Origin of the sequence: Streptomyces sp. NPDC052079 (assembly GCF_040680275.1) — a bacterium.
Taxonomy (GTDB): Bacteria; Actinomycetota; Actinomycetes; order Streptomycetales; family Streptomycetaceae; genus Streptomyces.
Genome location: NZ_JBFAWL010000001.1, coordinates 266980 through 291849, shown reverse-complemented (window position 1 = coordinate 291849; position 24870 = coordinate 266980). Strand labels below are relative to the sequence as shown.

The 24870-nt window shown below is 72.9% G+C and carries 16 protein-coding genes and 3 pseudogenes; 9 read left to right on the top strand and 10 right to left on the bottom strand.

What is annotated here, in order from left to right; all coding sequences use genetic code 11:
* Nucleotides 1-171 precede the first annotated feature (171 nt).
* Entirely contained in the window at nucleotides 172-1677 is a 1506-nt protein-coding gene (locus AB0L56_RS01470) for a DUF6350 family protein (RefSeq protein ID WP_365417677.1), read from the bottom strand.
* A gap of 96 nt (nucleotides 1678-1773) precedes the next feature.
* Between AB0L56_RS01470 and AB0L56_RS01465 the strand changes: the two genes are divergently transcribed.
* Nucleotides 1774-2793 carry a helix-turn-helix domain-containing protein gene (locus tag AB0L56_RS01465; protein WP_365417674.1) on the top strand — a complete coding sequence of 340 codons (1020 nt, stop codon included), beginning with the start codon at nucleotides 1774-1776 and terminating at the stop codon, nucleotides 2791-2793.
* An 82-nt stretch (nucleotides 2794-2875) separates the two neighbouring features.
* Here the strand turns inward: AB0L56_RS01465 and sucD are convergent, their stop codons facing one another.
* The 6 genes from sucD to AB0L56_RS01435 form a co-directional block, all read right to left on the bottom strand.
* The gene (gene sucD, locus AB0L56_RS01460; protein WP_361021537.1) at nucleotides 2876-3760 is read right to left on the bottom strand and encodes a succinate--CoA ligase subunit alpha; all 885 of its coding nucleotides are present in this window, start codon (nucleotides 3758-3760) and stop codon (nucleotides 2876-2878) included.
* 21 nt (nucleotides 3761-3781) lie between these two features.
* Nucleotides 3782-4960: an ADP-forming succinate--CoA ligase subunit beta gene (gene sucC, locus AB0L56_RS01455; RefSeq protein WP_361021534.1), complete on the bottom strand. Its 1179-nt coding sequence runs from the start codon at nucleotides 4958-4960 to the stop codon at nucleotides 3782-3784.
* Between the two features lie 702 nt (nucleotides 4961-5662).
* Nucleotides 5663-6619 (bottom strand): hypothetical protein, encoded by a 957-nt coding sequence (locus AB0L56_RS01450; protein ID WP_365417670.1) that lies wholly within the window; start codon nucleotides 6617-6619, stop codon nucleotides 5663-5665.
* A gap of 154 nt (nucleotides 6620-6773) precedes the next feature.
* Entirely contained in the window at nucleotides 6774-7973 is a 1200-nt protein-coding gene (locus AB0L56_RS01445) for a VWA domain-containing protein (RefSeq protein WP_365417667.1), read from the bottom strand.
* Nucleotides 7970-10333, bottom strand: a complete 2364-nt coding sequence (locus tag AB0L56_RS01440; protein ID WP_365417664.1) for a DUF5682 family protein — start codon at nucleotides 10331-10333, stop codon at nucleotides 7970-7972. Before AB0L56_RS01440 ends, AB0L56_RS01445 begins: the two co-directional genes overlap by 4 nt.
* Nucleotides 10330-11496, bottom strand: coding sequence for an AAA family ATPase (locus AB0L56_RS01435; protein ID WP_361021522.1), 1167 nt, complete (start codon nucleotides 11494-11496; stop codon nucleotides 10330-10332). Before AB0L56_RS01435 ends, AB0L56_RS01440 begins: the two co-directional genes overlap by 4 nt.
* A gap of 133 nt (nucleotides 11497-11629) precedes the next feature.
* Here AB0L56_RS01435 and AB0L56_RS01430 point away from each other — a divergent pair, with 133 nt between their 5' ends.
* The 4 genes and pseudogenes from AB0L56_RS01430 to AB0L56_RS01415 form a co-directional block, all read left to right on the top strand.
* On the top strand, nucleotides 11630-12985 hold the full coding sequence (locus AB0L56_RS01430; RefSeq protein WP_365417661.1) for an SWIM zinc finger family protein: 1356 nt from the start codon (nucleotides 11630-11632) through the stop codon (nucleotides 12983-12985).
* A gap of 49 nt (nucleotides 12986-13034) precedes the next feature.
* Nucleotides 13035-13238 (top strand): annotated as a pseudogene (locus AB0L56_RS01425) (SWIM zinc finger family protein); the annotation flags it as partial.
* Nucleotides 13239-13281: 43 nt separating this feature from the next.
* Nucleotides 13282-14910 carry a DUF5691 domain-containing protein gene (locus AB0L56_RS01420; protein WP_365417658.1) on the top strand — a complete coding sequence of 543 codons (1629 nt, stop codon included), beginning with the start codon at nucleotides 13282-13284 and terminating at the stop codon, nucleotides 14908-14910.
* A 240-nt stretch (nucleotides 14911-15150) separates the two neighbouring features.
* Nucleotides 15151-15225, top strand: a pseudogene (locus AB0L56_RS01415) (leucine zipper domain-containing protein); the annotation flags it as partial.
* Nucleotides 15226-15490: 265 nt separating this feature from the next.
* Here AB0L56_RS01415 and AB0L56_RS01410 read toward each other — a convergent pair.
* Nucleotides 15491-15907, bottom strand: a complete 417-nt coding sequence (locus AB0L56_RS01410; protein ID WP_361021513.1) for a cobalamin B12-binding domain-containing protein — start codon at nucleotides 15905-15907, stop codon at nucleotides 15491-15493.
* A 402-nt stretch (nucleotides 15908-16309) separates the two neighbouring features.
* Here AB0L56_RS01410 and AB0L56_RS01405 point away from each other — a divergent pair, with 402 nt between their 5' ends.
* Nucleotides 16310-17179, top strand: coding sequence for an alpha/beta fold hydrolase (locus tag AB0L56_RS01405; protein WP_361021510.1), 870 nt, complete (start codon nucleotides 16310-16312; stop codon nucleotides 17177-17179).
* Nucleotides 17180-17358: 179 nt separating this feature from the next.
* Nucleotides 17359-18969 (top strand): M23 family metallopeptidase, encoded by a 1611-nt coding sequence (locus tag AB0L56_RS01400; RefSeq protein WP_365417654.1) that lies wholly within the window; start codon nucleotides 17359-17361, stop codon nucleotides 18967-18969.
* Nucleotides 18970-19001: 32 nt separating this feature from the next.
* On the opposite strand, the gene pcrA is transcribed toward AB0L56_RS01400, so the two are convergent.
* Nucleotides 19002-21485 (bottom strand): DNA helicase PcrA, encoded by a 2484-nt coding sequence (gene pcrA, locus AB0L56_RS01395; protein WP_365417652.1) that lies wholly within the window; start codon nucleotides 21483-21485, stop codon nucleotides 19002-19004.
* 468 nt (nucleotides 21486-21953) lie between these two features.
* Between pcrA and AB0L56_RS01390 the strand changes: the two genes are divergently transcribed.
* Nucleotides 21954-23129, top strand: a complete 1176-nt coding sequence (locus tag AB0L56_RS01390) for an NlpC/P60 family protein (protein ID WP_365417649.1) — start codon at nucleotides 21954-21956, stop codon at nucleotides 23127-23129.
* 4 nt (nucleotides 23130-23133) lie between these two features.
* On the opposite strand, the gene AB0L56_RS01385 is transcribed toward AB0L56_RS01390, so the two are convergent.
* The gene (locus tag AB0L56_RS01385; RefSeq protein WP_365417646.1) at nucleotides 23134-23487 is read right to left on the bottom strand and encodes a hypothetical protein; all 354 of its coding nucleotides are present in this window, start codon (nucleotides 23485-23487) and stop codon (nucleotides 23134-23136) included.
* A gap of 345 nt (nucleotides 23488-23832) precedes the next feature.
* On the opposite strand from AB0L56_RS01385, the pseudogene AB0L56_RS01380 reads away from it, so the two are divergent.
* A pseudogene (locus AB0L56_RS01380) lies at nucleotides 23833-24867 on the top strand (C40 family peptidase); the annotation flags it as partial.
* Between the last annotated feature and the right edge of the window lie 3 nt (nucleotides 24868-24870).

Here is a 24870-nt window from a genome sequence, read left to right as displayed (position 1 = left end):
GTCGAGAGTGGGGGAGGGTGGGCGCAGCGGCACCCCGCCAACGCCGGGCTGCGTACCTGCCACCCGCCTCCGGTGACCCAGGGGGCGCCGACGACACGGGGCTCTGGTGCGGCGCTTCCCAAACGGCGCCCAGGTTCCAGTCGTCGCGGGGCGGTATGTGCTCGTGGGTGTTCAGGGCTGGTCGGGGAGCAGGTACGGCTCGTCCGGGTCGTCGTCCGGGATGGCCGGCGCCGGGTGGCGTCGTGCGGCCGTAGTGGACTTCTTGCCTTGCGTTCCGAACCGGGAGCCCGACCGTCGGCCGTCGGCGGGGCTCGGGCGCGGGGGCAGTCGGCGGAGGCTGCCGGGCCCCGGGATCCGGCCCGCCGGGAGGTCGGTGAGCGGGCGTGCCCGCCAGGCCCGTACCGCCAGCGACGTCGCGGCCGCCGCCGGGCCGAGCCACACCAGTGTCGCGACCCCCACCTGCCACCACACCGGGCCGAACCGGGAGAGCGCCGCCACCCCCAGCGGGCCGCCCGCGAGCGCGGCGAGCACCGACAGCAGGGCCGCGCACAGCGCCGCCGCCAGGACCGCCGCCCCCGCTGTCCGGCCGCCCGTCCACACGGGGGCCGACGCCCGTCCGCTGATCGTGGCGCCCCGGCCCACGAACCACCCGGCCACCACCCCGGCCGCCATCGGCACCGCCCCGGCGGCCCAGTTCACCGGCGTCCCCGCCCCGGCGTCCGGCACCGCCGTGAGCAGCGGGAACGGGGGCAGCAGCGGGGCCGGTGCGGAGGCGAGCGGGGTCACCGAGGTGCCGCTGCCGAGGAGGAAGCCGGGGCCGAGGGCGTAGGCGGCCGCCCACACGGCAGCGTTAGGCGCCAGGGCGACGCAGAGCAGCAGCACGGCCAGCCATCCCGACCAGCCCTCGGTCAGCCGCAGGAACGCCTTCCGGGTCTCCCCTCCGTGCCATCCCAGGGACACTAGGAGGAGCAACGCCCCACCGCCGACCAGCACCGTCGTCCCGGCCGCCGCGGCGCGCGCGGCGACACCGGGGCGGCCGTCCGGCCCGAGGACCAGATGGCGTACGCGCCTGGGCAGCACCCGGCCCAGCACCCGTTCCAGGGGCCCGCTGGGGCGGCCGTACGCCGTCCACACCCCGCTCCCCGCCGCCAGCACGGCGACCAGGGGCACGCACACACCCGTCCCCGCCCACGCGGGACGCAGCGCACCGCCGGCGGCGTAGAGCGCGGTGGGCGCGGCGACGGCGAGGTAGCCGGCGACGACGCCCACCAGTGCCGTACGGCCGGGAACCAGTGGCGCCTCGTCGCCCGCGTTGCCGTCCGCGGCGTCCCGTGCCGCGCGGTGGAGCAGCCATACCGGCAGCACGAGCAGCAGCAGCGGGGCGAGGCCCATGGGAGCGGGGACGCCCGAGAGGGTGTCGGTGCGGACCAGTTCCGCGCCGTGCGCCAGCAGCCACAGGGCCGCCGCGATGTGCAGGGCGCCGCCGGGTCCGCTGTCGGGGTAGAGCGAGCTCATCCACAGCAGCATCACCAGCACGGTGAACGCCGCGAGCCCGAGCCCCGCCGCGAGGGCACCGCCGAAGAGGCCGGAGGCCAGGCCCGGCGAGCGGTCACGCATCCGGGTGAGCAGGGCGGCCGGTGTCGCGCGGCGAGCAGTCAGCTGGATCACGCCCGCCATGCTCCCAACGACACGCGCTTTCCCGGTGTAACGGGCGGAGCCCGGCTGTGTCGCTCAATATACGTTTATGTACTTTTCCGTACGGAGGGGCGCCCAGTGACACGGAGCCCCGCCACCCCGCTCCCCTCGCCCAAGGAACGACGACGTCTGCGCGAGGCGCACGCGCTGACGCGTGCTCGGCTCGCCGAGCGGGTCGGCGTACGGCCCGGCAGGGTGCGTGCGTGGGAGTCCGGCCGCAGGACACCGCGCGGGCGGAAGCGGGAGGCGTATGCCCAACTGCTGGCCGGTCTGGCCCGGGCGCCGCGCGACGACGGTGCCTGGCTGACGCCCGCTGAGGCCTTCGACGCCCTGTACTCCTTCTGCGCTCCCGCGCTCCTCCGGCAGACGTACCTGCTCAGCGGCCGCCGCGACCGCGCCCGCGAGTCCGTGGAGCGCGCCTTCCAGCTGGCCTGGGACCGCTGGCCCGAGGTGGCCCGCGACCCGGACCCGGCTGGCTGGGTGCGCGCGGCGGCCCACGAGTGTGCGCTGTCCCCGTGGCACCGGTTCCGCCGCCGCTACCGGCAGCCCGAGCCGCCGCCGCCCCGGCAAGACGACCGCACACTTCTCGACGCCCTGCTGCGCCTGCCGCCGCCGTACCGCCGCACGCTTCTGCTGTACGACGGGGTCGGCCTCGGCCTGCCGGAGACGGCCGCGGAGACGGAGGCCACCACCCGGGCGGCGGCCGGCCGGCTGATGCACGCGCGGGACACCGTCGCCGCCCGGCTGCCGGAGCTGTCGGACCCGCGCGAACTGCACCAGCGGCTCGCCGAACTCGCATCCACCGGGCGGCTGCGGGCCGCCGAACCACCCGCGGTGCGGCGCGGCAGCGAGCGCCGGGCGCGCTTCTGGACCCGGTCGGCCATCGCCTTCACCGCCGCCCTGATCGGCACCACGGCTCTCACCCTGCACACGTCCCCCACCCGGTACGAGCCACCGGTGCCGCCGGGCGAGACGGTCCAGGGTGTGCCGCCGCGTATGGCACCCGGCCCCCTGTCGGAGGACCAGCGGAAGCTGCGCGCCAAGCTGCGGAAGCAGCTGCCGGGAGGACCGGAACGGCTGCTGCCGCAGGCACGATGACCCCCGCCGCAACGACGGCGGGCCCGTCCCCCCTTGCGGGGAACGGGCCCGACCGTGCGGTGTTCTGCGCGAGTGACCCGGCTCAGCCGGCGAGGATCGCGCGCGCCAGCTTCGCCGTCTCGGTCGGCGTCTTGCCGACCTTGACGCCGGCGGCCTCGAGGGCCTCCTTCTTGGCGGCGGCCGTACCGGAGGAGCCGGAGACGATGGCGCCGGCGTGGCCCATGGTCTTGCCCTCGGGCGCGGTGAAGCCCGCGACGTAGCCGACGACCGGCTTCGTCACGTTCTCCTTGATGAAGGCCGCGGCCCGCTCCTCGGCGTCGCCGCCGATCTCACCGATCATCACGATCAGGTCGGTGTCGGGGTCGGCCTCGAACGCGGCCAGCGCGTCGATGTGCGTGGTGCCGATGACCGGGTCGCCACCGATGCCGACGGCGGAGGAGAAGCCGATGTCACGCAGCTCGTACATCATCTGGTACGTCAGCGTGCCGGACTTCGACACCAGGCCGATGCGGCCGGGCTTGGTGATGTCGCCCGGGATGATGCCGGCGTTGGACTGACCGGGGGTGATCAGGCCCGGGCAGTTGGGGCCGATGATCCGGGTCTTGTTGCCCTTCTCCACGGCGTACGCGTAGAAGGCGGCGGAGTCGTGCACCGCGATGCCCTCGGTGATGACGACCGCGAGCGGGATCTCGGCGTCGATGGCCTCGACGACGGCGGCCTTGGCGAACGGCGGCGGCACGAAGAGGACGGACACGTTGGCGCCCGTCTTCTCCATCGCCTCGGCGACCGTGCCGAAGACCGGGATCTCGTTGCCGTCGATGTCGACGGAGGTGCCGGCCTTGCGCGGGTTCACGCCACCGACGATGTTCGTGCCGTCGGCCAGCATGAGCTTGGTGTGCTTCATGCCCGTGGCACCGGTCATGCCCTGGACGATGACCTTGGAGTCCTTGTTGAGGAAGATAGCCATGGCTGTCTGAGTCCCTCTTCCTTACTTCGCAGCCGCGAGCTCGGCGGCCTTGTCGGCCGCGCCGTCCATGGTGTCCACGCGCTGCACCAGCGGGTGGTTGGCGTCGGAGAGGATCTTGCGACCCAGCTCGGCGTTGTTGCCGTCGAGACGGACGACGAGGGGCTTGGTGACTTCCTCGCCCTTGTCCTTCAGCAGCTGCAGCGCCTGCACGATGCCGTTGGCGACCTCGTCGCAGGCGGTGATGCCGCCGAAGACGTTGACGAAGACGGACTTGACGTCCGGGTCGCCGAGGATGATCTCCAGGCCGTTCGCCATGACCGCGGCGGAGGCGCCGCCGCCGATGTCGAGGAAGTTGGCAGGCTTGACGCCGCCGTGGGCCTCACCGGCGTAGGCGACGACGTCCAGGGTGCTCATGACGAGACCCGCGCCGTTGCCGATGATGCCGACCTCGCCGTCGAGCTTGACGTAGTTGAGGTTCTTCTCCTTGGCGGCCGCCTCGAGCGGGTTGGCCGAGGCCTTGTCCTGCAGGGCCTCGTGGTCCGGCTGGCGGAAGTCGGCGTTCTCGTCCAGGGAGACCTTGCCGTCCAGGGCGATCACGTCACCGGAGGCGACCTTGGCCAGCGGGTTGACCTCGACGAGGAGGGCGTCCTCGTCGACGAAGGTCTTCCACAGGGTGATCAGGATGTCGGCGACCTTGTCGGCGACGTCAGCAGGGAAGTTCGCGGCCTCGACGATCTCGCGGGCCTTGGCGGGGGTCACCCCCTCATTGGCGTCGATCGGCGTCTTGGCGACGGCCTCCGGACGGGTGGCCGCCACCTCCTCGATCTCCATGCCGCCCTCGACGGAGGCGATGGAGAGGAAGGTGCGGTTGGCACGGTCGAGGAGGAAGGAGACGTAGTACTCCTCCACGATCTCCGGGGCGGTCTCGGCGATCATCACCTTGTGGACCGTGTGGCCCTTGATGTCCATGCCGAGGATGTTGGTCGCGTGCTCCACCGCCTCGTCAGGGGTGGCGGCGAGCTTGACGCCGCCGGCCTTGCCACGGCCCCCGACCTTCACCTGGGCCTTGACGACGGACTTGCCACCGAGACGCTCAGTGGCTGCGCGGGCCGCCTCAGGCGTGTCGATGACTTCACCGGCCAGCACCGGTACATCGTGCTTGGCGAAGAGGTCCCTCGCCTGGTACTCGAACAGGTCCACGCGCTTCCGTCCCTATCAGTGATCTCGCGGTTCGTTGGATGCGTGGGCGTGCCGCGAAGGGCAACGTGACGTCCGCTCTGTCACAAGGGAGGCGCACACGGTGTCCGAGCGCGCGGCATGTCCGTCTCGCAGGTTATCGCCGCTTGGGTGACCTCTCTAAATCGCGGGTCACACGTGAGCGGTGATACCTGTCACATGATGCCGCCTCTCTGACACGGCGTGCCTGACGCGAGGGGCCTCACCGGGCTGGGGTTGACCCGGTGAGGCCCTTTCGAACAACCCGGAAGGGCGGTGGACGCCCTGTTTCCCGGGGTTGCGGGGCGGCCGGCCCCCACCCCAATGGGGGCCGGCCGCCCCTCCGCGAGGTTGCGGCCGGACGAGCCGACGGTTTTCGGCTGCCCGGGTCGTGATGCCCCACGGAGTCCTTTATTACCCGCGAGTCAGTAGCGGGTGGGGGGCGGGGTGCGGAGCGGCGCTCGAGGGCGGGGCGGCCCGCGAGGGTTTCTGCGGGTTCCGGCCGATTTCTGACGGTCGGCCGGCGTCGGCTCGTGCCCCGACTCGTGCCTGTTCTCGTCGGCTCGCGCGCCGGGTTCCCGCCGTGCCGCCGTGCCTGCCCTGCCTGCCGGGGCGTGAGGCTTCCGCGGGCCGGGCATGCCTGGTCACGCCCTCACGCACACGCGTCCGCCGCGCGGGAGGCGCGCCCTAGGCGGGTGAGACCGGCACGTCCCGGCACTGGTCCCGCGTGCCGGACGCCTCGGCGCGCTCGGCGAGGCCGGGTACGAGCCCGGGCGCGGGCCGGCGGAACGCGGGGACGGCGCACGCGTCACCGTGACGCTGCGTGCCGTGGTCCGCGGCCGAGCGGCTGCCCACGGCGCCGTCCGATCCACCCCCGACGGGGGCATGGGGGGCGAGCACCTGACCGGCCATCATGCCCTCACCATCCGGGGCGCCGCGTCCATGACCACCCCGCTCCCCATGGCCGGCGTGCGTCACCCCGTCGACGCCGGTGAGCGCCGGGCCATGGTGGGCGGGGGCGGCGGTACGGGCCGGTCTGTCCGGGGCGTCGGGGGTGTCGGGGGCGTCAGGGGCGTCCGGAGTGGGCGCGTCGGGTGCTTGGGGTGCTTCCGGTGCTTCCGGTGCTTCGGCGGACGGGGAGGACGGCCGCCCGGGCGTGGTCGGCTCGGGAAGGGTATCCGCCGGGGCGCCGGGCAGCGCCGGGAGCTCCGGCAGCGGCGCGGACTGCTCCGGGCCGGGCAGCAGGGGCAGGCCGGGAAGCGCTCCCGGTACCTGGCCGAGCCCTTCGGTCACCGTGCCCACCAGTTCCCCGGCCGGCCGTACGACGCGCTCGCCCACGGACCGGACCACCGTCTCCGTCAGCGGACGGATCGGGTCGGCGGCCTCCGGGCGCGGCACGGTGAGGGTGTCGACGAGGGAGCGGACGGCGTTCGAATCGGGCGTGCGCGGGTCGGCCAACACCGTGGCCGCGACGGGGGAGTTCTCGCGCTGCGGCGCACCGTCCGCCGCCTGCGCCCGCTCCCCGCACAGCACGCCGAGCATGAACACTGCACCCACCAGCAGCGCCAACTGGACCAGGCGCCGTCCGGCCGTCAGGCGCATCGCGCGCAAGGCGGCATCGGACACGGCGGGGGACCAGGACAAGGCGGGATTCCTCCTGGACGGCGGGACGAGTGAGGGCGCGGCAGCGGCCCAAATCGAACAGCGCCGATCCTCGCACGCACCTCCCGCGGTTGCGCAAGCCCTCCGTTAGCGATGGGTCGTCATGTCCCTGTTTACCGGCGTGAGTCCGCCCTCGTCATCCCGCGTCCGGTATCGGCAGCGGCCGCTTCTCGATCGCCGCAGCCATTACCTCCGGGAACAGATCGGGCGTGCAGGCGAACGCCGGTGTGCCCAGCGCCGCCAGCGCCGCCGCATGCTGCCCGTCGTATGCGGGCGCCCCCTCGTCGGACAGCGCGAGCAGCGTCACGAACCGGACGCCCGACGCCTTCATCGCCCCCACCCGCTTGAGCATCTCGTCGCGTATCCCCCCTTCGTAGAGGTCGCTGATCAGCACGACCACCGTCTCCGCCGGGCGGGTGATCAGCGACTGGCAGTACGCGAGCGCCCGGTTGATGTCCGTACCGCCGCCGAGCCGGGTGCCGAAGAGCACGTCGACGGGGTCGTCGAGCCGGTCGGTGAGGTCGACGACCGTCGTGTCGAACACGACCAGCCGCGTGTCGATCGACCGCATCGACGCCAGGACCGCCCCGAACACCGACGCGTACACCACGGACGCCGCCATCGACCCGGACTGGTCGACGCAGAGGACCACCTCCTTCTTCACCGACCGCGAGGCATGCCCGTAGCCGATGAGCCGCTCGGGCACGACCGTCCGGTGCTCGGGGAGGTAGTGCTTGAGGTTGGCCGCGATCGTGCGGTTCCAGTCGATGTCGTGGTGACGGGGCCGGCTGACGCGGGCGCTGCGGTCCAGGGCGCCGGTGAGGGTGGTCCGGGTGCGGGTGGCGAGCCGCTTCTCCAGGTCCTCGACGACCTTGCGCACGACGGTCCGCGCCGTCTCCTTCGTCGTTTCCGGCATGGCCCTGTGGAGCGACAGCAGGGTGCCGACGAGGTGGACGTCGGCCTCGACCGCCTCCAGCATCTCGGGTTCGAGCAGGAGCGTGGCGAGCCCGAGCCGGTCGATGGCGTCGCGCTGCATGACCTGGACGACGGAGGAGGGGAAGTAGGTGCGGATGTCCCCGAGCCAGCGGGCCACCGACGGCGCCGATGCCCCGAGCCCCGCCGAGCGGTCCCGCCCCGACTGTGGTCTGCTGTCCCCCTTTCCGTACAGCGCGGCGAGCGCCCCGTCCATCGCGGCGTCCTGCCCGGACAGGGTGCGGCCGGTCCCGTCGGCCGCGCCCCCGCCGAGTACGAGCCGCCATCTGCGCAGCCGCTCCTGCGCCGGGTCGGTCGCCTTGTCCTCCGAGGGCGTCTCCCCCGGTGTCCGTGTGCCCGTCATGCCGTCACCTCCGCCCGTCCGGCGTCCGTCGTCTCCTCGTTCCCGTGCGGGCCGAGCAGCAGCCGTACGACCGGCAGTACGGCGTCCGCACGTCTGGTGTCGAGGCCGGGCCCGAAGCCGGGCGGGCGGGACATCGCGACCGCGCTGCCGCGGGCCTCCGGTCCGCGCCGGACCAGCTCGCCGAGGGTGCGGCGCACTCCGGGCTCGTAGGCCGAGAACGTCCGCCGCAGCAGCGGCAGTACATCGGTGAACGCCTCCGCCGGTACGCCCGTCAGCCACGCGTCGACCAGCCCGAGCAGCCGCTCGTCGTGGACCAGCAGCAGCCCGCCGCCGGAGCCGCCTCCGACGAACCCCTCGATCCACGCGGCCGCGTCCGCCGGCGGTGTGCCCGGCGACAGCACGAGCCCCATCAGCCGCGCCGCCTCGTCCCGCGCCAGCCCCCCGTCGTCCAGCAGCAGCCGCACGGAGCGGCCCCGTACGACGCCCGGCACGGTGTCCCGGGCGGACAGCGTCCGCAGCACCGACTGCCAGCGGGCGCGCAGTCTCCCGTGGCCCGGCGCGGGGTCGTCGCCGAGGAGGCCCACCGCCCCGTGCACCGCGTCGACGTGGCCCCGCATATCCTCGGCCGCGTCGGCATCCAGTGCGGCGCAGGCCGGGGGGAGTCCGACGAAGACCCGCTCGGCGAGACCGGCGGCGACCCCGGCCAGCGATGCGGTGTCCGTGCCCCGGACGTCGCCGTAGCGCAAGGAGCGGAGCAGGGCGGGCAGCGCCTGGGCGAGGTGGGCGACGTCGGTGTCGAGGGCCGCACGGTCGGCCAGGACCCGCATCACCGTGGGCAGCGCCTCGGACAGCCCGGCCAGCAGGCAGTGCTCGGCGAGGCCGGTGACGTCGGCGAGGCCCCGCGCGGAGACGGCGTCCGTCCCTGCCTTGGCGGTCGCGGCGGCGAGGACGGTCGTCCCCCACACCCCGGCCTCGGCGACCCGCAGGGACAGCTCCGGTTCCCAGCGCAGCCGCCACGTCTCACGGAACGTCCCCGTGCTGCCACGCGAGAGGGCGGGCTCGCCCCAGCCGACACCGAGCAGCCGCAGCCGGTGCAGCAGTCTGCTGCGCTCCGCGTCGGTCTCCTTGCGCAGGTCGAGCTCCAGCTCCCGCTCGGCCGCCTCCGGTCTCAGCCGCAGCCGGCGCTGGATCCGCGTGAGGTCCCGTTGCAACGGCACGGCGGGCGCGCCGGCCGGCACCTCTCCGAGGACGTAGCCGACGACCAGCCGGTCGTGCACCAGGGCCAGCGGCATGTCGGAGCCCTCGCACATCACCGCACGCACCGCGTCGGTCGTCTCGCTCAGCCCGGGCAGCGGCCGTCCGCGCATCGCCGCAAGGGTCTCCGCCAGCCGCACGGCCTCGATGACATGCGCGGACGACACGCCGATGTCCTCGGCCCGCAGCAGCCGCGCCACCTTGGTCAGCCACCGTTCCACCGGCCGGTCCGGGGCGTCGAACAGATGCCCGTACCAACCGGGGGAGTCGATGCCCGCGCCGTAGCCGCTCGCCCGGGAGAGCCTGCGGTGGGTCCAGGGCACCCAGGTCATGTCCGTCTTCACCTTGGGCAGCCCCTTCAGCAGGGCCCGGTCGGCTGCGACGGTGGTCCTGAGCCGGAGCGCGGGCACATGCCAGGCCCCGCACACCACCGCCACGCCGTTGTCGCACTCGCGTTGCGCCGCGCGGATCCGCAGCCGCATATGGGCTTCGCGGACCGCGTCCCGCTCGTGTCCCCCGCTGCCGTACTCCTCCCGGAGCGCGGTCATGGCCTCCTCGAGCGCGGTGAAGGGCGCGACCGGGTCCCCCTTCCCGACGCCCCGGTGCTCCACGACGTCCTCCCACCACCGCTCGGCGTCGTCATAGCCGGCGGCCGCGGCCAGCACCCCCAGCGGATCGACCCGCACGTCGGAGCCCGCCGGGCCGCCCTCACCGGCCGCGGGCCCGGTCCCACCGTTCTCACCGTCGGGCTCCTCGTCCCTCTCCCAGGCCAGTGTGTGCGCGGCGGGCAGGTCGATGAAGCGGGCCGGGACCCCGTGCTCCACCGCCCAGCGGATCGCGGCCCACTCCGGGGAGAACCCGGCCAGCGGCCAGAAGGCCGAACGGCCGGGCTCGTCCACCGCGTGGGCTAGCAGGGCGACCGGAGGCCGCATGTCCTCCTCGGCGGCGAGCGGGACCAGCGCGTCCGCCTCAGGCGGGCCCTCGATCAGCACGACGCCCGGCCGGACGTCGTCCAGCACGGCCCGCACCGCCCGCGCCGACCCGGGACCGTGGTGCCGCACCCCGAGCAGCAGCGGTCCACCGGCGCTCTCCTGCTCCCGGCTCATGCGCCGGCCTCCCGGCAGGCCCGGTAGAAGTCCTTCCAGCCGTCCCGCTCGCGGACGACGGTCTCCAGGTACTCCTGCCAGACGACGCGGTCCGCCGCCGGGTCGCGGACGACCGCGCCGAGGATGCCCGCGGCGACGTCCCCGGCCCGCAGCACGCCGTCGCCGAAGTGGGCGGCCAGCGCCAGCCCGCCCGTGACGACGGAGATCGCCTCGGCGGTCGACAGCGTGCCGCTGGGCGACTTGAGCTTCGTCCGCCCGTCGGCCGTGATCCCGTCGCGCAGTTCGCGGAAGACGGTGACGACACGGCGGATCTCGTCGATGCCGTCGGGCACGGCCGGCAGGTCGAGGGAGCGGCCGATCTGGCCGACCCGGCGGGAGACGATGTCGACCTCCGCCTCAGCGGTTTCCGGAAGCGGCAGCACCACGGTGTTGAACCTGCGGCGCAGGGCGCTGGACAGCTCGTTGACCCCGCGGTCGCGGTCGTTGGCCGTGGCGATCAGGTTGAACCCGCGGACCGCTTGTACCTCCTGGCCCAGTTCCGGTATCGGCAGCGTCTTCTCCGACAGGATCGTGATCAGCGTGTCCTGGACGTCGGCCGGGATACGGGTCAGCTCCTCGACGCGCGCCGTCATGCCCTCCGCCATGGCCCGCATCACCGGGCTGGGCACCAGGGCGTCCCGGCTGGGGCCGTGGGCGAGCAGCCGGGCGTAGTTCCAGCCGTAGCGGATGGCCTCCTCGGGTGTGCCGGCCGTGCCCTGCACCAGCAGCGTCGAGTCGCCGCTGACCGCGGCGGCCAGATGCTCGGAGACCCAGGTCTTCGCCGTGCCCGGCACCCCGAGCAGCAGCAGGGCCCGGTCGGTGGCGAGGGTGGTCACCGCCACCTCTACGATCCGGCGCGGACCGACGTACTTGGGCGTGATCACCGTGCCGTCCGGCAGCGTGCCGCCGAGCAGGTAGGTGGCGACCGCCCACGGCGAGAGCCGCCAGCGGGCGGGCCGCGGTCGGTCGTCCTGGGCCGCCAGCGCGGCAAGTTCGGCGGCGAAGGCGTCCTCGGCGTGCGGTCGCAGCTTCTCCGTGTCCGCCGGTGCGGTGCCGGAGGTGAGCGCGGGTGCGGAGTCGTTCCGGCCCGGGTCGACGGACGTCGGTTCAACAGACACAGTCATGGCTGAGTCCCCCTCCAGCTCGGCCGGTTCGGATCTGTCACCAACCGTGCACCACGCCACTGACAATCGCTCTGACCTGCATGAATGATGGTCTGCGGGCCGATTGTCAGTGCCGGGATCTAGTTTCGGTGGCATGACTCAGCAGGGGGTGGGCTGGACCGCGGACCGGGTGCTGGCACTGGCGCCTGACCCCGCGTCACGCAAGGCGGGAAGCGAACTCGGCGTGCCCGGGCCGTGGTCGGAGACCGGCCGTTCCGGCGAGGGGACGGTGTGGGGGCTGTGCAGGGGCAGCGGCAGCACGCCGTACCGGACGGTCGTCGACATCGCGGACGCCTCCGGGCCCGCGTACACGTGCAGTTGTCCGAGCCGCACGTTCCCGTGCAAGCACGCGCTCGGTCTGCTGCTGCTCTGGGCGGGCGGGGAGGAGGCGCTGCCGCGGGCGGAGGAGCCGGAGTGGGCCGGGCAGTGGATCGCGGCCCGGCGCGCACGGGCGGAGGACGGGCCAGCCGGGGGCGCCAGGGGTGCCGCACCGGGGCCGGCGGATCCGGAGGCGGCGCGGCGCAGGGCGGAGCGGCGGGCCGAGCGGATCGCCGCGGGCGCGGCGGAACTGGAGCAGCGCCTGGCCGATCTGCTCCGCGGCGGTCTGGCATCGGCCGAGCAGTCCGGGTACGCACTCTGGGAGGAGACCGCAGCCCGCATGGTGGACGCACAGGCGCAGGGGCTGGCCACCCGGGTGCGGGAGCTGGGGGCGCTCCCGGACACCGGACCGGGACGGCCGGTGCGGCTGCTGGAGGAGTGCGCGCTGCTCCATCTCCTGGCCCGGGGCTGGCTGCACCGGGAGGAACTGCCGGAAGGGCTCGCCGCGACGGTCCGTTCCCGTATCGGCCTGTCCGCTGCGGCGGACGGCCCGCCGGTGCGGGACCACTGGCTGGTCCTCGCCCAGTACGACACGGCGGACAGCCGTCTCACGACCCGCCGCATCTGGCTGTACGGCACCGACTCGGGGCGTACGGCGGTGCTCCTCTCCTACGGTGCGGCGGGCCGCTCCCCGGAGCTCGCGCTGCCGGTCGGGCTGGCCCTGGACGCGGAGGTGTCCGCGTATCCGGGCGCGGGACAGGTGCGGGTGGCCCTGCGGGAGCAGTTCGCGCCGCCCGGGCCGACGGCGGCGCGGCCGCCGGGCACGACGACCGGCCGGGCGGTCGCCCGCTACGGCGAGGCACTGCGCGACGACCCCTGGCTGGACTCGGTACCGGTGACGCTCGACCGGGTGATACCCGTCCCGGACGGTGAAGGCTGGCAGCTGGCGGACGCCGACGTGGACGCGGCCCTACCGCTCACCCCGGCCGCGCGGTCCCGCCCCGGTCTGTGGCGCCTCGTGGCCCTGTCGGGCGGCGCCCCGGTCAGGGTCTTCGGCGAATGCGGCCACCAGGGATTCACCCCTTTGGCGGCATGGCCCGAGGGGCCGGGGGAGCCGGTGCCGCTGTGCTGAGCCCCGCACTCCCCTGCGCACCACCCACGTCGTCGGCCGTACCCGAACACCTAACGGCTGGCAGCTGGCCGACGCCGACGAGGACGCGGCCCTGCCGCTCACCCCGGCCGCGCGGTCCCGCCCCGGTCTGTGGCGCCTCGTGGCCCTGTCGGGCGGCGCCCCGGTCAGGGTCTTCGGCGAGTGCGGCCACCAGGGAATCACCCCTTTGGCGGCATGGCCCGAGGGGCCCGGGGAGCCGGTGCCGCTGTGCTGAGCCCACCACCCACCCCAGGAATCTTTCGTCGGAAGGGAAGCTCATGAGCAGGACGACCGCCGCTATGGAGGCGCCCCTCCCGGACGGCTGGGAGGAGCTGGTCACCACGGCCCTGCTGGGGACGGACCGGCGCACCCCGGCAGGTGTCGCACCCGGTCCCGGGGCGCCGTCGGCCCTGCTGGACGCGGCGGCCGCGGCGACCGTGCGGCGACGGGCGGGGCTGCTGCCCGCGCGGGCCGCGGAGCGTCCCCCGCCCGCCCCCGCGGACCCGCGCCCTCCGCTGCCGTCCGCCGCGGCGCGCAGGCTGACGATGCTGCTCGCCGACCGTCCCGGCTCCTCCGGTGGCGGACGCCGGGGCACCGCACCGGATCTGATGGAGCTGCTCCCGCAGTGGCTGGCCGCGGCGAACGCCCACGGTTTCGCGCCGCCCCCCGAGGTGCTGCCCGCCCTGCTCGACGCGGCCCGGGGACGCACGGACCTGCGTCCGGCGGCGCTGCGGTTCGCCGGCCCGCGCGCACTCTGGCTCGCCCGGCTCAACCCGGCCTGGCGGTTCGCCCTGCGCTCCACACCGGGCGGCGGCAGGTCCGTACCCGGCCTGCACGACACGGACGGGATATGGGACCTCTGGGAGGAGGGCCTCTTCGCCGAGCGGGTCGCGCTCCTCGCCGCCCTGCGCTCCCGCGAGCCCGACGTCGCACGCGGGCTGCTCGAGTCGACCTGGGCCACGGAGCGGGCCGAGGACCGGCTGATGTTCCTGGACTCGCTGCGCACCGGTCTGGGTCCGGACGACGAACCCTTCCTGGAGCAGGCCCTGGGCGACCGCAGCCGCAATGTGCGGGCGACGGCGGCGGAGTTGCTGTCGGCGCTGCCCGGCTCGGCACTGGCGCAACGCATGGCGGTCAGAGCCGGTGCGTGTGTGACCGTCGACCACACGCGGGACGTACCGACGATCGCCGTCGAGGCGCCGCACGAGTGCGACGCGAGCATGGAGTGCGACGGTGTGGTGGCCAAGGCCCCGGCGGGCCGGGGCGAACGGTCCTGGTGGCTTGGCCAGTTGGTGGAAGCGGCCCCGCTGGGCACCTGGTCGCGGCGGCTCGGCGGGCGCACCCCCCAGGAGATCGTGGCCCTGCCGGTGGCGGACGACTGGCAGGGCGAGCTGCACGCGGCCTGGTGCCGGGCGGCGGTCCGGCAGCGGGATATGGCATGGTCCCGTGCGCTGCTCGGAGACCCTTCGGCGCCGGAGGCGGGCGGACCCGGGGCGGTGTCCCTGGCCGAACGGGCCAAGCTGCTCGGCACTCTGAACGCCGGCGAACGGGCGGAGTGGGTGGCCGGGTTCATCGAGACGCACGGCCTGTCCGAGGCGTTCCAGCTGCTCGGGGTATGTGCCGTGCCCTGGGCGGCGCCGGTCGGACGGGCGGTGGTCGACGCGCTCAACATCGCGCGTGACGCAGGGAGTTATCCCTGGAGCTTCAGCGGAGTCATGGGCCTGGCCGAACGCTGCCTGGACCCGTCCGAGGCCGGCCGCCTCGACGCGCTCCTGGCGGTTCCGGACGAGCCGGAGAACGCGTCACCGGGGGCCGGGGGCTACTGGTCGGAGGCCTTCCAGCGCCTGGTCACCACCTTGCGCCTGCGCGCAGCCATGCTGGCGGAACTGACCCCACCCGGCCCGTGACCACCCCCGGCCGGGCCACGCCGGCCGCGGGCAGCCGGGCCGACGGAAACGCACGGGCGCGCGCGCCAGCACCCGTCGGTGCGGGCCGCGCGACCCGCCCCTGGCCTGTACCGGCGCCAGGGCGGCGGGACGGTGCTGGGTGTATTGATCACGAGCGTTGTCCACGCTGGCCGGGCTTGATCATGGCGAAGGCCTCCGTGTGTGGTGAAGGTGTCGAATCTTCACCGTACGGAGGCCTCCGTGTCCCACCGTGATGCCCGGTTGACCGTTCATGGCAGGCGGCTGCTCGTCGAACGCGTCCGCTCGGGCCTGCCCGGCGGGTCAAGTCGGGGGAAAGGTACGGCGCCGTGCAACCCAGGTGAGCCGGGTCTGGTGCGTCCAGCTGCAAGGCGGAGGAGGGAGTCGACGCGATGGGGGCCCCCGCTCATGGGGGTCCCCCCGCTCATGGGGGTCCCCCCGCTCGAGCGAAGCCGAGAGTGGGGGAGAAGCCGAGAGTGGGGGAGTCAGCGGCCGACGACAACGCCGCAAATGGGCGTGCCAGACCCCGCGTCCCGGCATGATCCGGCCGACAGGCCCTACACTACGCCTCCGCAGGCTGGCGGGCGTGGGCGCGGACCCAGTCCACGATCGACGCCGTGGTGGCACCCGGCGTGAAGATCTCCGCGACGCCCTTCTCCTTGAGCGGAGCGATGTCCGCCTCGGGAATGATGCCGCCGCCGAAGACCAGGATGTCCGCCGCGTCCCGCTGCTCGAGCAGCTCGATGACCGCCGCGAAGAGCGTGTTGTGCGCCCCGGAGAGGATGGACAGACCGATAGCGTCGGCGTCCTCCTGGATCGCGGTGTCGACGATCTGCTCGGGGGTCTGGTGAAGCCCGGTGTAGATCACCTCCATACCGGCGTCGCGCAGCGCCCGCGCGATCACCTTGGCCCCGCGATCGTGGCCGTCGAGCCCCGGCTTGGCCACCACCACGCGGATCGGTCCGGCTGCCACACCCATCACTGCCTCCATGAAGCGACTACATCCATCCGTACCGACAAGTACCGACAAGTACCGCACACATCGCGCGGACACCCCGACCCGAACCGGCCCGAGAAGTGAACGAACGTTATCTCCAGCATCCCGCAACCGGCAGTTTCGCGGGGTACAGGGAGGGGGAAATCACACAGTGGGACACGTTCATAGCGCAGCGTTCCCGGGGCCGGAGGTCCGCACACCGCGTGCTCGTGCGACTCATGGGCATCGGTGGGAACATGCGCATAAGGGATTCGCACCGAGGTCGACGTACCACTGCGCCCCCTCTACACAAGCATGCGCGCCGTCGACCCCTCTCGTAGCGACATCCCATGAGGGCATACGGGGGACGGGGCTGTCCTTCCGCGTGTCGACAGGAGGTCGGCCATGAAGGTCACCGAGGCAGCACTTCCGTTTCTGCCGCTCTGCCGGCGTCTTCTGCCGGCCCGGCTGGCGGATCTCTCCCTGGCCCTGCTGAAGGCGACCGCCCTGGAGCTGGCGATCCTCGCGGGCCACCTCCTGCTCTATCCCGCCGGGATCATCCAGGAGCGACGGGCTCAGGGCCGCCCCACGCTGCCGGCACCGGACGGCGCCGCACAGCTGCCGACGGAGGCCAAACCCCCGGTCGTGCTGCTGCACGGCTTCATCGACAACCGCTCGGTCTTTCTCCTGCTGCGCCGCAGCCTGTCCCAGCACGGCAGGCAGCAGATCGAGTCGCTCAACTACTCCCCGCTGACCTGCGACATCCGCATCGCCGCCGAACTGCTCGGACGACACATAGAACAGGTATGCGAGCGCACGGGCAGGGATCAGGTGGACGTGGTGGGGCACAGCCTCGGTGGCCTGATCGCGCGGTACTACGTGCAGCGGCTGGGCGGTGACACCCGGGTACGGACGCTCGTCACGCTGGGCACCCCGCACTCCGGCACGCGCGTCGCCCCGCTGGCCAATGCCCACCCCATCGTGCGCCAGATGCGTCCCGGCTCACCGGTACTCGAGGAGCTGTCGCTGCCCTCACCCGGCTGCCGTACACACTTCGTCGCCTTCTGGAGCGACCTCGACCACATCATGGACCCGCTGGACGCGGCCTGCCTCGAGCACCCGGACCTCACCGCGGTGAATGTCCGGGTGAGCGGCGTCGGCCACCTCGCCCTGCCCGTGCACCCCACCGTGGCGACCGGCATACGGCAGGCGCTGGACACGGCGCATCCCGGCGAGCCGTCCACCGGCCGCGCGAACGGCCTTACGGTGGCGTGAGGGGGGCGCGGCGCGACACGCCCGGCACCCGTCCGCCGTGACAGCAGCATCGCGAGCGTCCACATCCGAACAACAACGGTCCGCCACCGCCTACTTACGGCCGCGACACACCCACAATCTCGAACAGGTTTCGAACAAAGAGCCAAGACCGCGCCCGCCGTCCCCCAAAACACGACCGAATGCCCGTTTCCTGCGCGCCCGAAACCTGGGGAAGATTGTCGTGCCCGCGTACCGCCGGGTACAGTCGCCGCACTGCTCTGGCAGCCCCTGTTGTCGAGGCGAAAGAGAAGTTGGTGAACGACCGTCACCCGTCGGGGACCATGACCCCGGCTCCGGCTTCCGATGCCGCCTCGGCGCCCTACGCGTCGTATGGCACCCAGGAAGCCCCGTACGGTGACTTCACCGGCTACGGCGGCTACGACGAGACCGGTTTCGGCGCCACGCACTACGGCACCGGCGCCCATACGACCGGCAGCTTCGCCACCGACCCCCTCTTCGGAGACCTCCCGGGCAGCGGCCAGGACACCGGCGCGTACGACTCCGGGCAGTGGCCCGCGGCCGGCCAGGAGACCGGGCACTACGACGCGTACGCGGCCCAGCACACCGGCGCGTACGACAGCGGCGGCTACGACGCCACCGCCTGGACCACCGGCCATCAGCCGATGACGGTCATCCCGGCGCAGGGCACCTCGCCCGAGACGAGCGGCCAGTGGGACGCCGGTGCCTGGCTCCAGCCGGACCAGACCGAGAACCCCGCGGACGGGACGCAGCACTGGGACTGGGGCTCACAGACCTTCGACAGCGGCATCTACGACGCCACGCAGTGGAACTCCGACAGCGGCCAGGACACCTACGGCGGCCAGGACGGGTACGAGCAGAGCCCGTACGAGCAGGGCACGCACGAGCGGGACACCCACGAGTCCCCCACCACCGACGAGCCCGCCCCCGTCGAGCCGGGTGACACCGGCGAACTGCCCGCGGTGTCCCTGCTCGACGAGCAGGAGGAGATCCTCCCCGTCCCCCAGCCGCGCGCCGGCTCACGCGCCGGGTCCCGTTCCCGCCGCCGTACGCCCCCCAAACGCTCCGCGCTGCTGACGGTGGCCGTGCCCTCGGCGTGCGTGATGGGCGTCGCCGGCATCGCCGCGGCCTCGGTCGGCGATCTGCCCGAGGAGGGCGGCCAGGAGACGAGGACCACCGCGGCCGACGCCCAGCCGGTGAAACCGTCCGCCGCCAACGTCAAGCTGGACACCCAGCTGGAGACCCTCGCCGCCGGCGCCGACGACTTCGCCGACCGGGCCAGCCGCACCCAGGAGCGCATCGACCTCAAGGCACAGCAGGAGGCCGAGCGCAAGCGGGCGGCGGAGGAGGCGGCCCGCAAGGAGCGGCTGCGTCCGAAGTTCGCGCTCCCGGTCGCGCGGCACGGCCTCAGCGCCTACTACGGCCAGTCCGGCATCAACTGGATGTCCATGCACACCGGAATCGACTTCCCCGTCTCGTACGGCACCCCGGTGCTGGCCGCGACCGACGGCACCGTCCGCACGCAGTACAACTCCGCCTACGGCAACATGATGATCGTCACGGCGAAGGACGGCACGGAGACCTGGTACTGCCACCTCTCCAGCTACCAGATCCCCTCCGGTTCGACCGTGAAGGCCGGCGACCAGATCGCGTTCTCCGGAAACTCGGGGAACTCGACCGGCCCGCACCTGCACTTCGAGGTGCGGCCCGGCGGCGGCGCGGCGATCGACCCGCTCTCCTGGCTGCGCAGCCACGGCCTCGACCCGTCGTAGGGGACATCCCCGCGACGGGCCGCCGCCTGCGGCTACAGCTTCTCCACCGGCGCGTACCGCAGCAGCAGACGCTTGGGCTTGGTGTCCCCGAAGTCGATCGTCGCCTCCGCGTTCGCCCCCGAGCCCTTCACCGCGACCACGGTGCCGAGGCCGAACTGGTCGTGCGTGACCCGGTCCCCGACCGCCAGCGACACCACGGGCTTCTCCGCCGTCCGCCGGGTGGCGAAGCCGGAGGCGCCCGACGCCGACGAGCGGGAGCGGGACGACGACAGCGAGGCCGCCACACCCGCAGCCGGCCCGGAGGACCCGGGCGCGCTCGGCCCCGTCCGCTTCCACTCCAGGTGGGCGGCCGGGATCTCCTCCAGGAACCGTGAGGGCGGGTTGTACGACGGCTGGCCCCACGCACTGCGCAGGGTCGACCGGGTGAGGTAGAGCCGCTCCCGGGCGCGCGTGATGCCGACGTACGCCAGTCGCCGCTCCTCCTCCAGTTCCTTGGTCTCGCCGAGGGCACGCATGTGCGGGAAGACGCCGTCCTCCATGCCGGTCAGGAAGACGACCGGGAACTCCAGGCCCTTGGCGGTGTGCAGGGTCATCAGCGTGATGACACCGGAGCCGTCGTCGTCCTCGTCGGGGATCTGGTCGGAGTCGGCGACCAGGGCGACCTGCTCGAGGAAGTCGGACAGCGCGGCCGGCTCGCCCTCGCCGCGCTCCTGCTCGAACTCCAGGGCGACGGCCGCGAGTTCCTGGAGGTTCTCGATGCGGGTCTCGTCCTGCGGGTCGGTGGACGCCTGCAACTCGGCGAGGTAGCCGGTGCGTTCCAGGATCGCCTCCAGGACCGTCGCCGGCCCCGCGCCGGACTCGACGACCGTACGGAGGTCCTCCATCAGCGTGTTGAACCGCTTCACGGCGTTCGACGACCGGGCGGCCATCCCGTACGCCTCGTCGACGCGCTTCAGCGCCTGCGGGAAGCTGATCTTCTCGCGCTGGGCGAGGGCGTCGATCATGGCCTCCGCGCGGTCGCCGATGCCCCGCTTGGGGACGTTGAGGATGCGGCGCAGCGGTACCGAGTCCTCCGGGTTGGCGAGCACCCGCAGATAGGCCAGGACGTCCCGGACCTCCTTGCGCTCGTAGAAGCGGACCCCGCCGACGACCTTGTAGGGCAGGCCGACGCGGATGAAGATCTCCTCGAAGACACGGGACTGGGCGTTGGTGCGGTAGAAGACCGCGACATCGCCCGCCTTGGCCTCGCCCGCGTCCGTGAGGCGGTCTATCTCGTCGGCGACGAACTGCGCCTCGTCGTGCTCGGTGTCGGCGACGTATCCGGTGATCCGGGCGCCGGAGCCGGCGTTGGTCCACAGGTTCTTGGGGCGGCGTGACTCGTTGCGCTCGATGACCGCGTTGGCCGCGCTCAGGATGGTCTGGGTGGAGCGGTAGTTCTGCTCCAGCAGGATGGTCGTCGCGTCCGGGTAGTCCTCCTCGAACTGGAGGATGTTGCGGATCGTCGCACCGCGGAAGGCGTAGATCGACTGGTCGGCGTCACCCACCACGCACAGCTCGGCCGGCGGCACCTCGGCCTCCGGCGGGACGTCGACGGGGTGCTCGGAGGGGCCCCCGACCAGCTCGCGGACCAGGGCGTACTGGGCGTGGTTGGTGTCCTGGTACTCGTCGACCAGGACGTGCCGGAAGCGGCGGCGGTAGTGCTCGGCGACGTCCGGGAAGGCGCGCAGCAGATTGACCGTCGTCATGATCAGGTCGTCGAAGTCGAGGGCGTTCGCCTCACGCAGCCGCGACTGGTAGAGCGCGTAGGCCTGGGCGAGGGTCTTCTCGAAGCCGTCGCTCGCCTGGGCCGCGAAGTCCTCCTCGTCGATCAGTTCGTTCTTCAGATTGCTGATCTTGGCGCTGAACGACTTCGGCGGGAAGCGCTTGGGGTCGAGGTCCAGATCACGGCAGACCAGGGCCATCAGGCGCTTGGAGTCGGCCGCGTCGTAGATCGAGAACGACGACGTGAAGCCGAGCTTCTTGCTCTCGCGGCGCAGGATGCGCACGCACGCGCTGTGGAAGGTCATGACCCACATGGCGTTGGCACGCGGGCCGACGAGCTGCTCGACGCGCTCCTTCATCTCGCCCGCGGCCTTGTTGGTGAAGGTGATCGCGAGGATCTGGCCCGGGTGGACGCCGCGCTCGGCCAGCAGGTGGGCGATGCGGTGGGTGAGCACACGGGTCTTGCCGGAACCGGCGCCGGCCACGATGAGCAGCGGGCTGCCGGAGTGCACGACGGCGGCGCGCTGGTTGTCGTTCAGCCCCTCCAGCAGCGCGGCGGCGTCGAACACCGGGCGCGGGGCGCCGTCGCGGTAGTGGGTGTCCCGGTCCGGGGGCACGTCGAACTTCCCGCCGAACAGATCGTCCGGAACGGTCTCCGGCACATGATCGTCCTCGGGCGGCGGCGGGGGCTCGTCCGCGGGGCCCCGCTGGGCCTGGAGGTCCGCCAGGAAGCTGTCGTCAAAAAGGCTGCTCATCGCTCTCCGAGTCTAGGGTGCCCCACCGACAACCCGGGCCCGCCCCGGGAACATCCCCCGGTTTCCGGCCGCACACGCGCCGGCCCCGGTTCACCGCCCGCCCGCACACCCGCCGGCACGATCACCTCACCCTCAGTGACGCGCCGCACAAGGTCACAAAAATGTATCGGGCATATCGCCCATCAACCTTCACAGGCGCCACACCAGTTGGCTACCGTGCGGGCGGGCCGTACGACCCCCACCGGCGAACCTCGCCGGGCCGCGCGGCCCCCGCCGAGTCCGTCACTGTCCGCCGTGGCAGCCGGAGCCGGGGACCCACCGAGACCCATGGGGTGAATCGGCCCACTCCCTCGCGGAGCGGCCGTAGGGCAACCCTTCCCGCCCGAACCCTCCCCCAGTGCCTGAACGGCCTGGGAGGTACCCCCACCGCTAACCCGGTAGGCGGAGCACTGGAAGGAGTCGCCTCCCTTGGCGTCGCACCGCAAGTCGCGCACCCCCGGCACCCGCGTGGCAGGCATACGGACCCCGGCCCTGGCAACGGCCGCCCTGACCTCCGTCGCCCTGCTCTCCCAGACGGCCAACGCCGCCCCTTCGGACGACGACAAGCCGAGCCTGGAGGAGGTCGAGAAGAAGGTCGGCGACCTCTACCGCCAGGCCGAGTCGGCGACCGAGAAGTACAACGCGGCCAAGGAGAAGACCACCAAGCAGCGCAAGCGCGTCGACACCCTCCTCGACGACGTGGCCAAGCGCACCCAGAAGCTCAACGACGCGCGGGAGGAACTGGGTTCCTTCGCCGCCGCCCAGTACCGGACCGGCGCGGGCGTCCCCGACACCGCGACCTTCCTGCTCGCGGACACACCGCAGGACATCTTCGACCAGCGCCAGGTGATGGACCGGATGACCGGCCGCCAGAAGGAGGCGGTCGACGACTACGTCACCCAGCAGTCCGAGACGATGAAGAAGCGCCAGGAGGCGACCAAGAGCCTCGAGACGCTCACGGAGTCGCAGGGCGATCTGAAGAAGGCCAAGGCCACCGTCCAGAAGAAGCTCACCGACGCGCGTGAGCTGATGTCGAAGCTGACCGCCGAGGAGAAGGCGCGGCTCGCGGCGATCGAGAAGAAGAAGCAGGAGGAGGCCGCCCGCAAGGCCGCGGAGCTCGCCCGGCAGCAGGCGGAGCAGCAGCAGGCCCAGGAGGAGGCCGCTCAGCAGCAGAGCGGCGGCACGGGCACCTCGGAATCCTCCGGCTCAACCACGCCGCCGTCCACGTCGACGGACTCCTCGTACTCCACCAAGGCCGAGAAGGCCCTCGCCTTCGCCCGCGCGCAGATCGGCAAGCCGTACGTCTGGGGCGCCACCGGCCCGGGCTCCTACGACTGCTCCGGCCTCACCCAGGCCGCTTGGAAGGCCGCCGGCGTCACCATCCCGCGCACCACCTACGACCAGGTCGACGCCGGAACGACGGTCCCCGTCTCCCAGGCACAGCCGGGTGACCTGGTCTTCTTCTACGACGACATCACCCACGTGGGGATCTACATCGGCAACGGCATGATGATCCACGCCCCGAAGCCCGGCACCTACGTCCGCGATGAGTCGATCTTCTACGACGGCGAGTCCTCGGTCCACAGCGTGGTGCGCCCCGCCTGACCGGTCAGGTCCACAGCACGGCGATGAAGACGTTCGCCACGGTCAGCAGGCCGACCAGCCCGAACAGGCCCTTGTCCACCTTCTCGTCGTCCCGCTTCACATAGACCAGGCCGAGGATCACGATCAGCAGGGCCAGCTTCACGCCGATCTTGATGTTGTCGACGGAGTGGTCCTGCGCCTGGTTGAGGCCGACCAGAGCCACCCCGGTGACCAGCATCGTCAGCGCACCGTGCAGCATCGGGGGGCTGAGGCGGGCGGTGCCCTCGCCCATCGCCTTCATCTGGGTGAGGAAGCCGCCGAGCAGCGCCGCGATGCCGATGATGTGCAGACCGACGAAGAGGTGGATGAGTACGTCCATGGGGCCGGAGCCTAACCACACGCGTTCCATAGCACTCCGGCGCCCTCGCCTCGTCCCGGTCCACCACATCGGTCATCACCCCGAGTGAAGACGACGAAGCCGGAACGGGACCCCGGTCACGTACGGTCACCCGACGGTCTGCTCGCGCCACTTCCGCACAACCCGTTACCCGGGCCGCGCGGCAAGGCCTAGCGTCCTCCCCCAGGTGACCGGCTCTCCGTCGCCGCCCGGACCAGGGGCGGCAGCCGGACACCACCGCCGAAGAGGTCCGGCGGCGGACGGCTCCCCCTGAGCACCCCGCCGCCGGACCGCCCGGGGCGGTCGTGGACGAGGACGGGAGTCGAGGTGGCAGCGCACCGCAGGTCCCGACAGCGCTCGGCGGGCGGTCACACGGCCCGCACGGCCGCCACAATCGCCCTCGCCGGTGCGGCCACCGCGACGGGCCTCGACGGGCCGGCGCACGCCGCGCCCCGGCCGACTCCGGAGCAGGTCAGGGCCGATGTCGACACGCTCTACCGCCAGGCGGAGGCCACCACCGAGAAGTACAACGGCGCGAAGGAGAAGGCGGAGTCCGCCGAGCGGCGGCTGCGCGATCTGCAGGACGAGTCGGCCCGCAGGAAGGACCGGCTCAACGACGCGCGGTCCGCCCTGGGTTCGGTCGCGGCGGCGCAGTACCGCAGCGGGGGCCTGCACCCCGCCCTGCAACTCGTCCTCTCCGAGGACCCGGACGGCTATCTGGACGGCACCGCCCTCGCCGAGCGCGCGGGCACCCGCCACAAGGCGCAGGTCGGGCGCGTACGCAAACACCTCCGGGAGATCGAGCAGTTGCGCGGTGCGGCCCGTATCGAGGCGAAGTCGCTGACGTCCCGCCGCGCCGAGATGAAGCGGCACAAGGAGACGATCACCGGCAAGCTGACAGCCGCCCGCCGGCTGCTCGCCCGGCTGTCACCCGAACAGCGCGCGGGCCTCACCGGCGGCATCGACCACGCCTCCCGCTCCTCCGCGGCCCCCGGCTCCGTTACCGCCCGGGCCCCCGGCCCGCGCGCCGCGGAGGCCGTCGACTACGCCTACCGCAAGCTCGGCAGCCCCTACGTCTGGGGCGCCACCGGCCCGGACGCCTTCGACTGCTCGGGCCTCATCCAGGCCGCGTACCGCTCCGCCGGCGTCTCCCTGCCCCGCACCACCTACGCCCAGATCAACGCCGGCCGTCGTGTCGCCCGCTCCGAACTGCTCCCCGGCGACCTGGTCTTCTTCTACTCCGGCATCAGTCACGTCGGCATCTACGTCGGCGACGGCCGGATGATCCACGCCCCGAACCCCTCGGCCCCCGTACGCCTGACCCCGATCGACGAGATGCCGTTCGCGGGCGCGACGCGCGTGAGC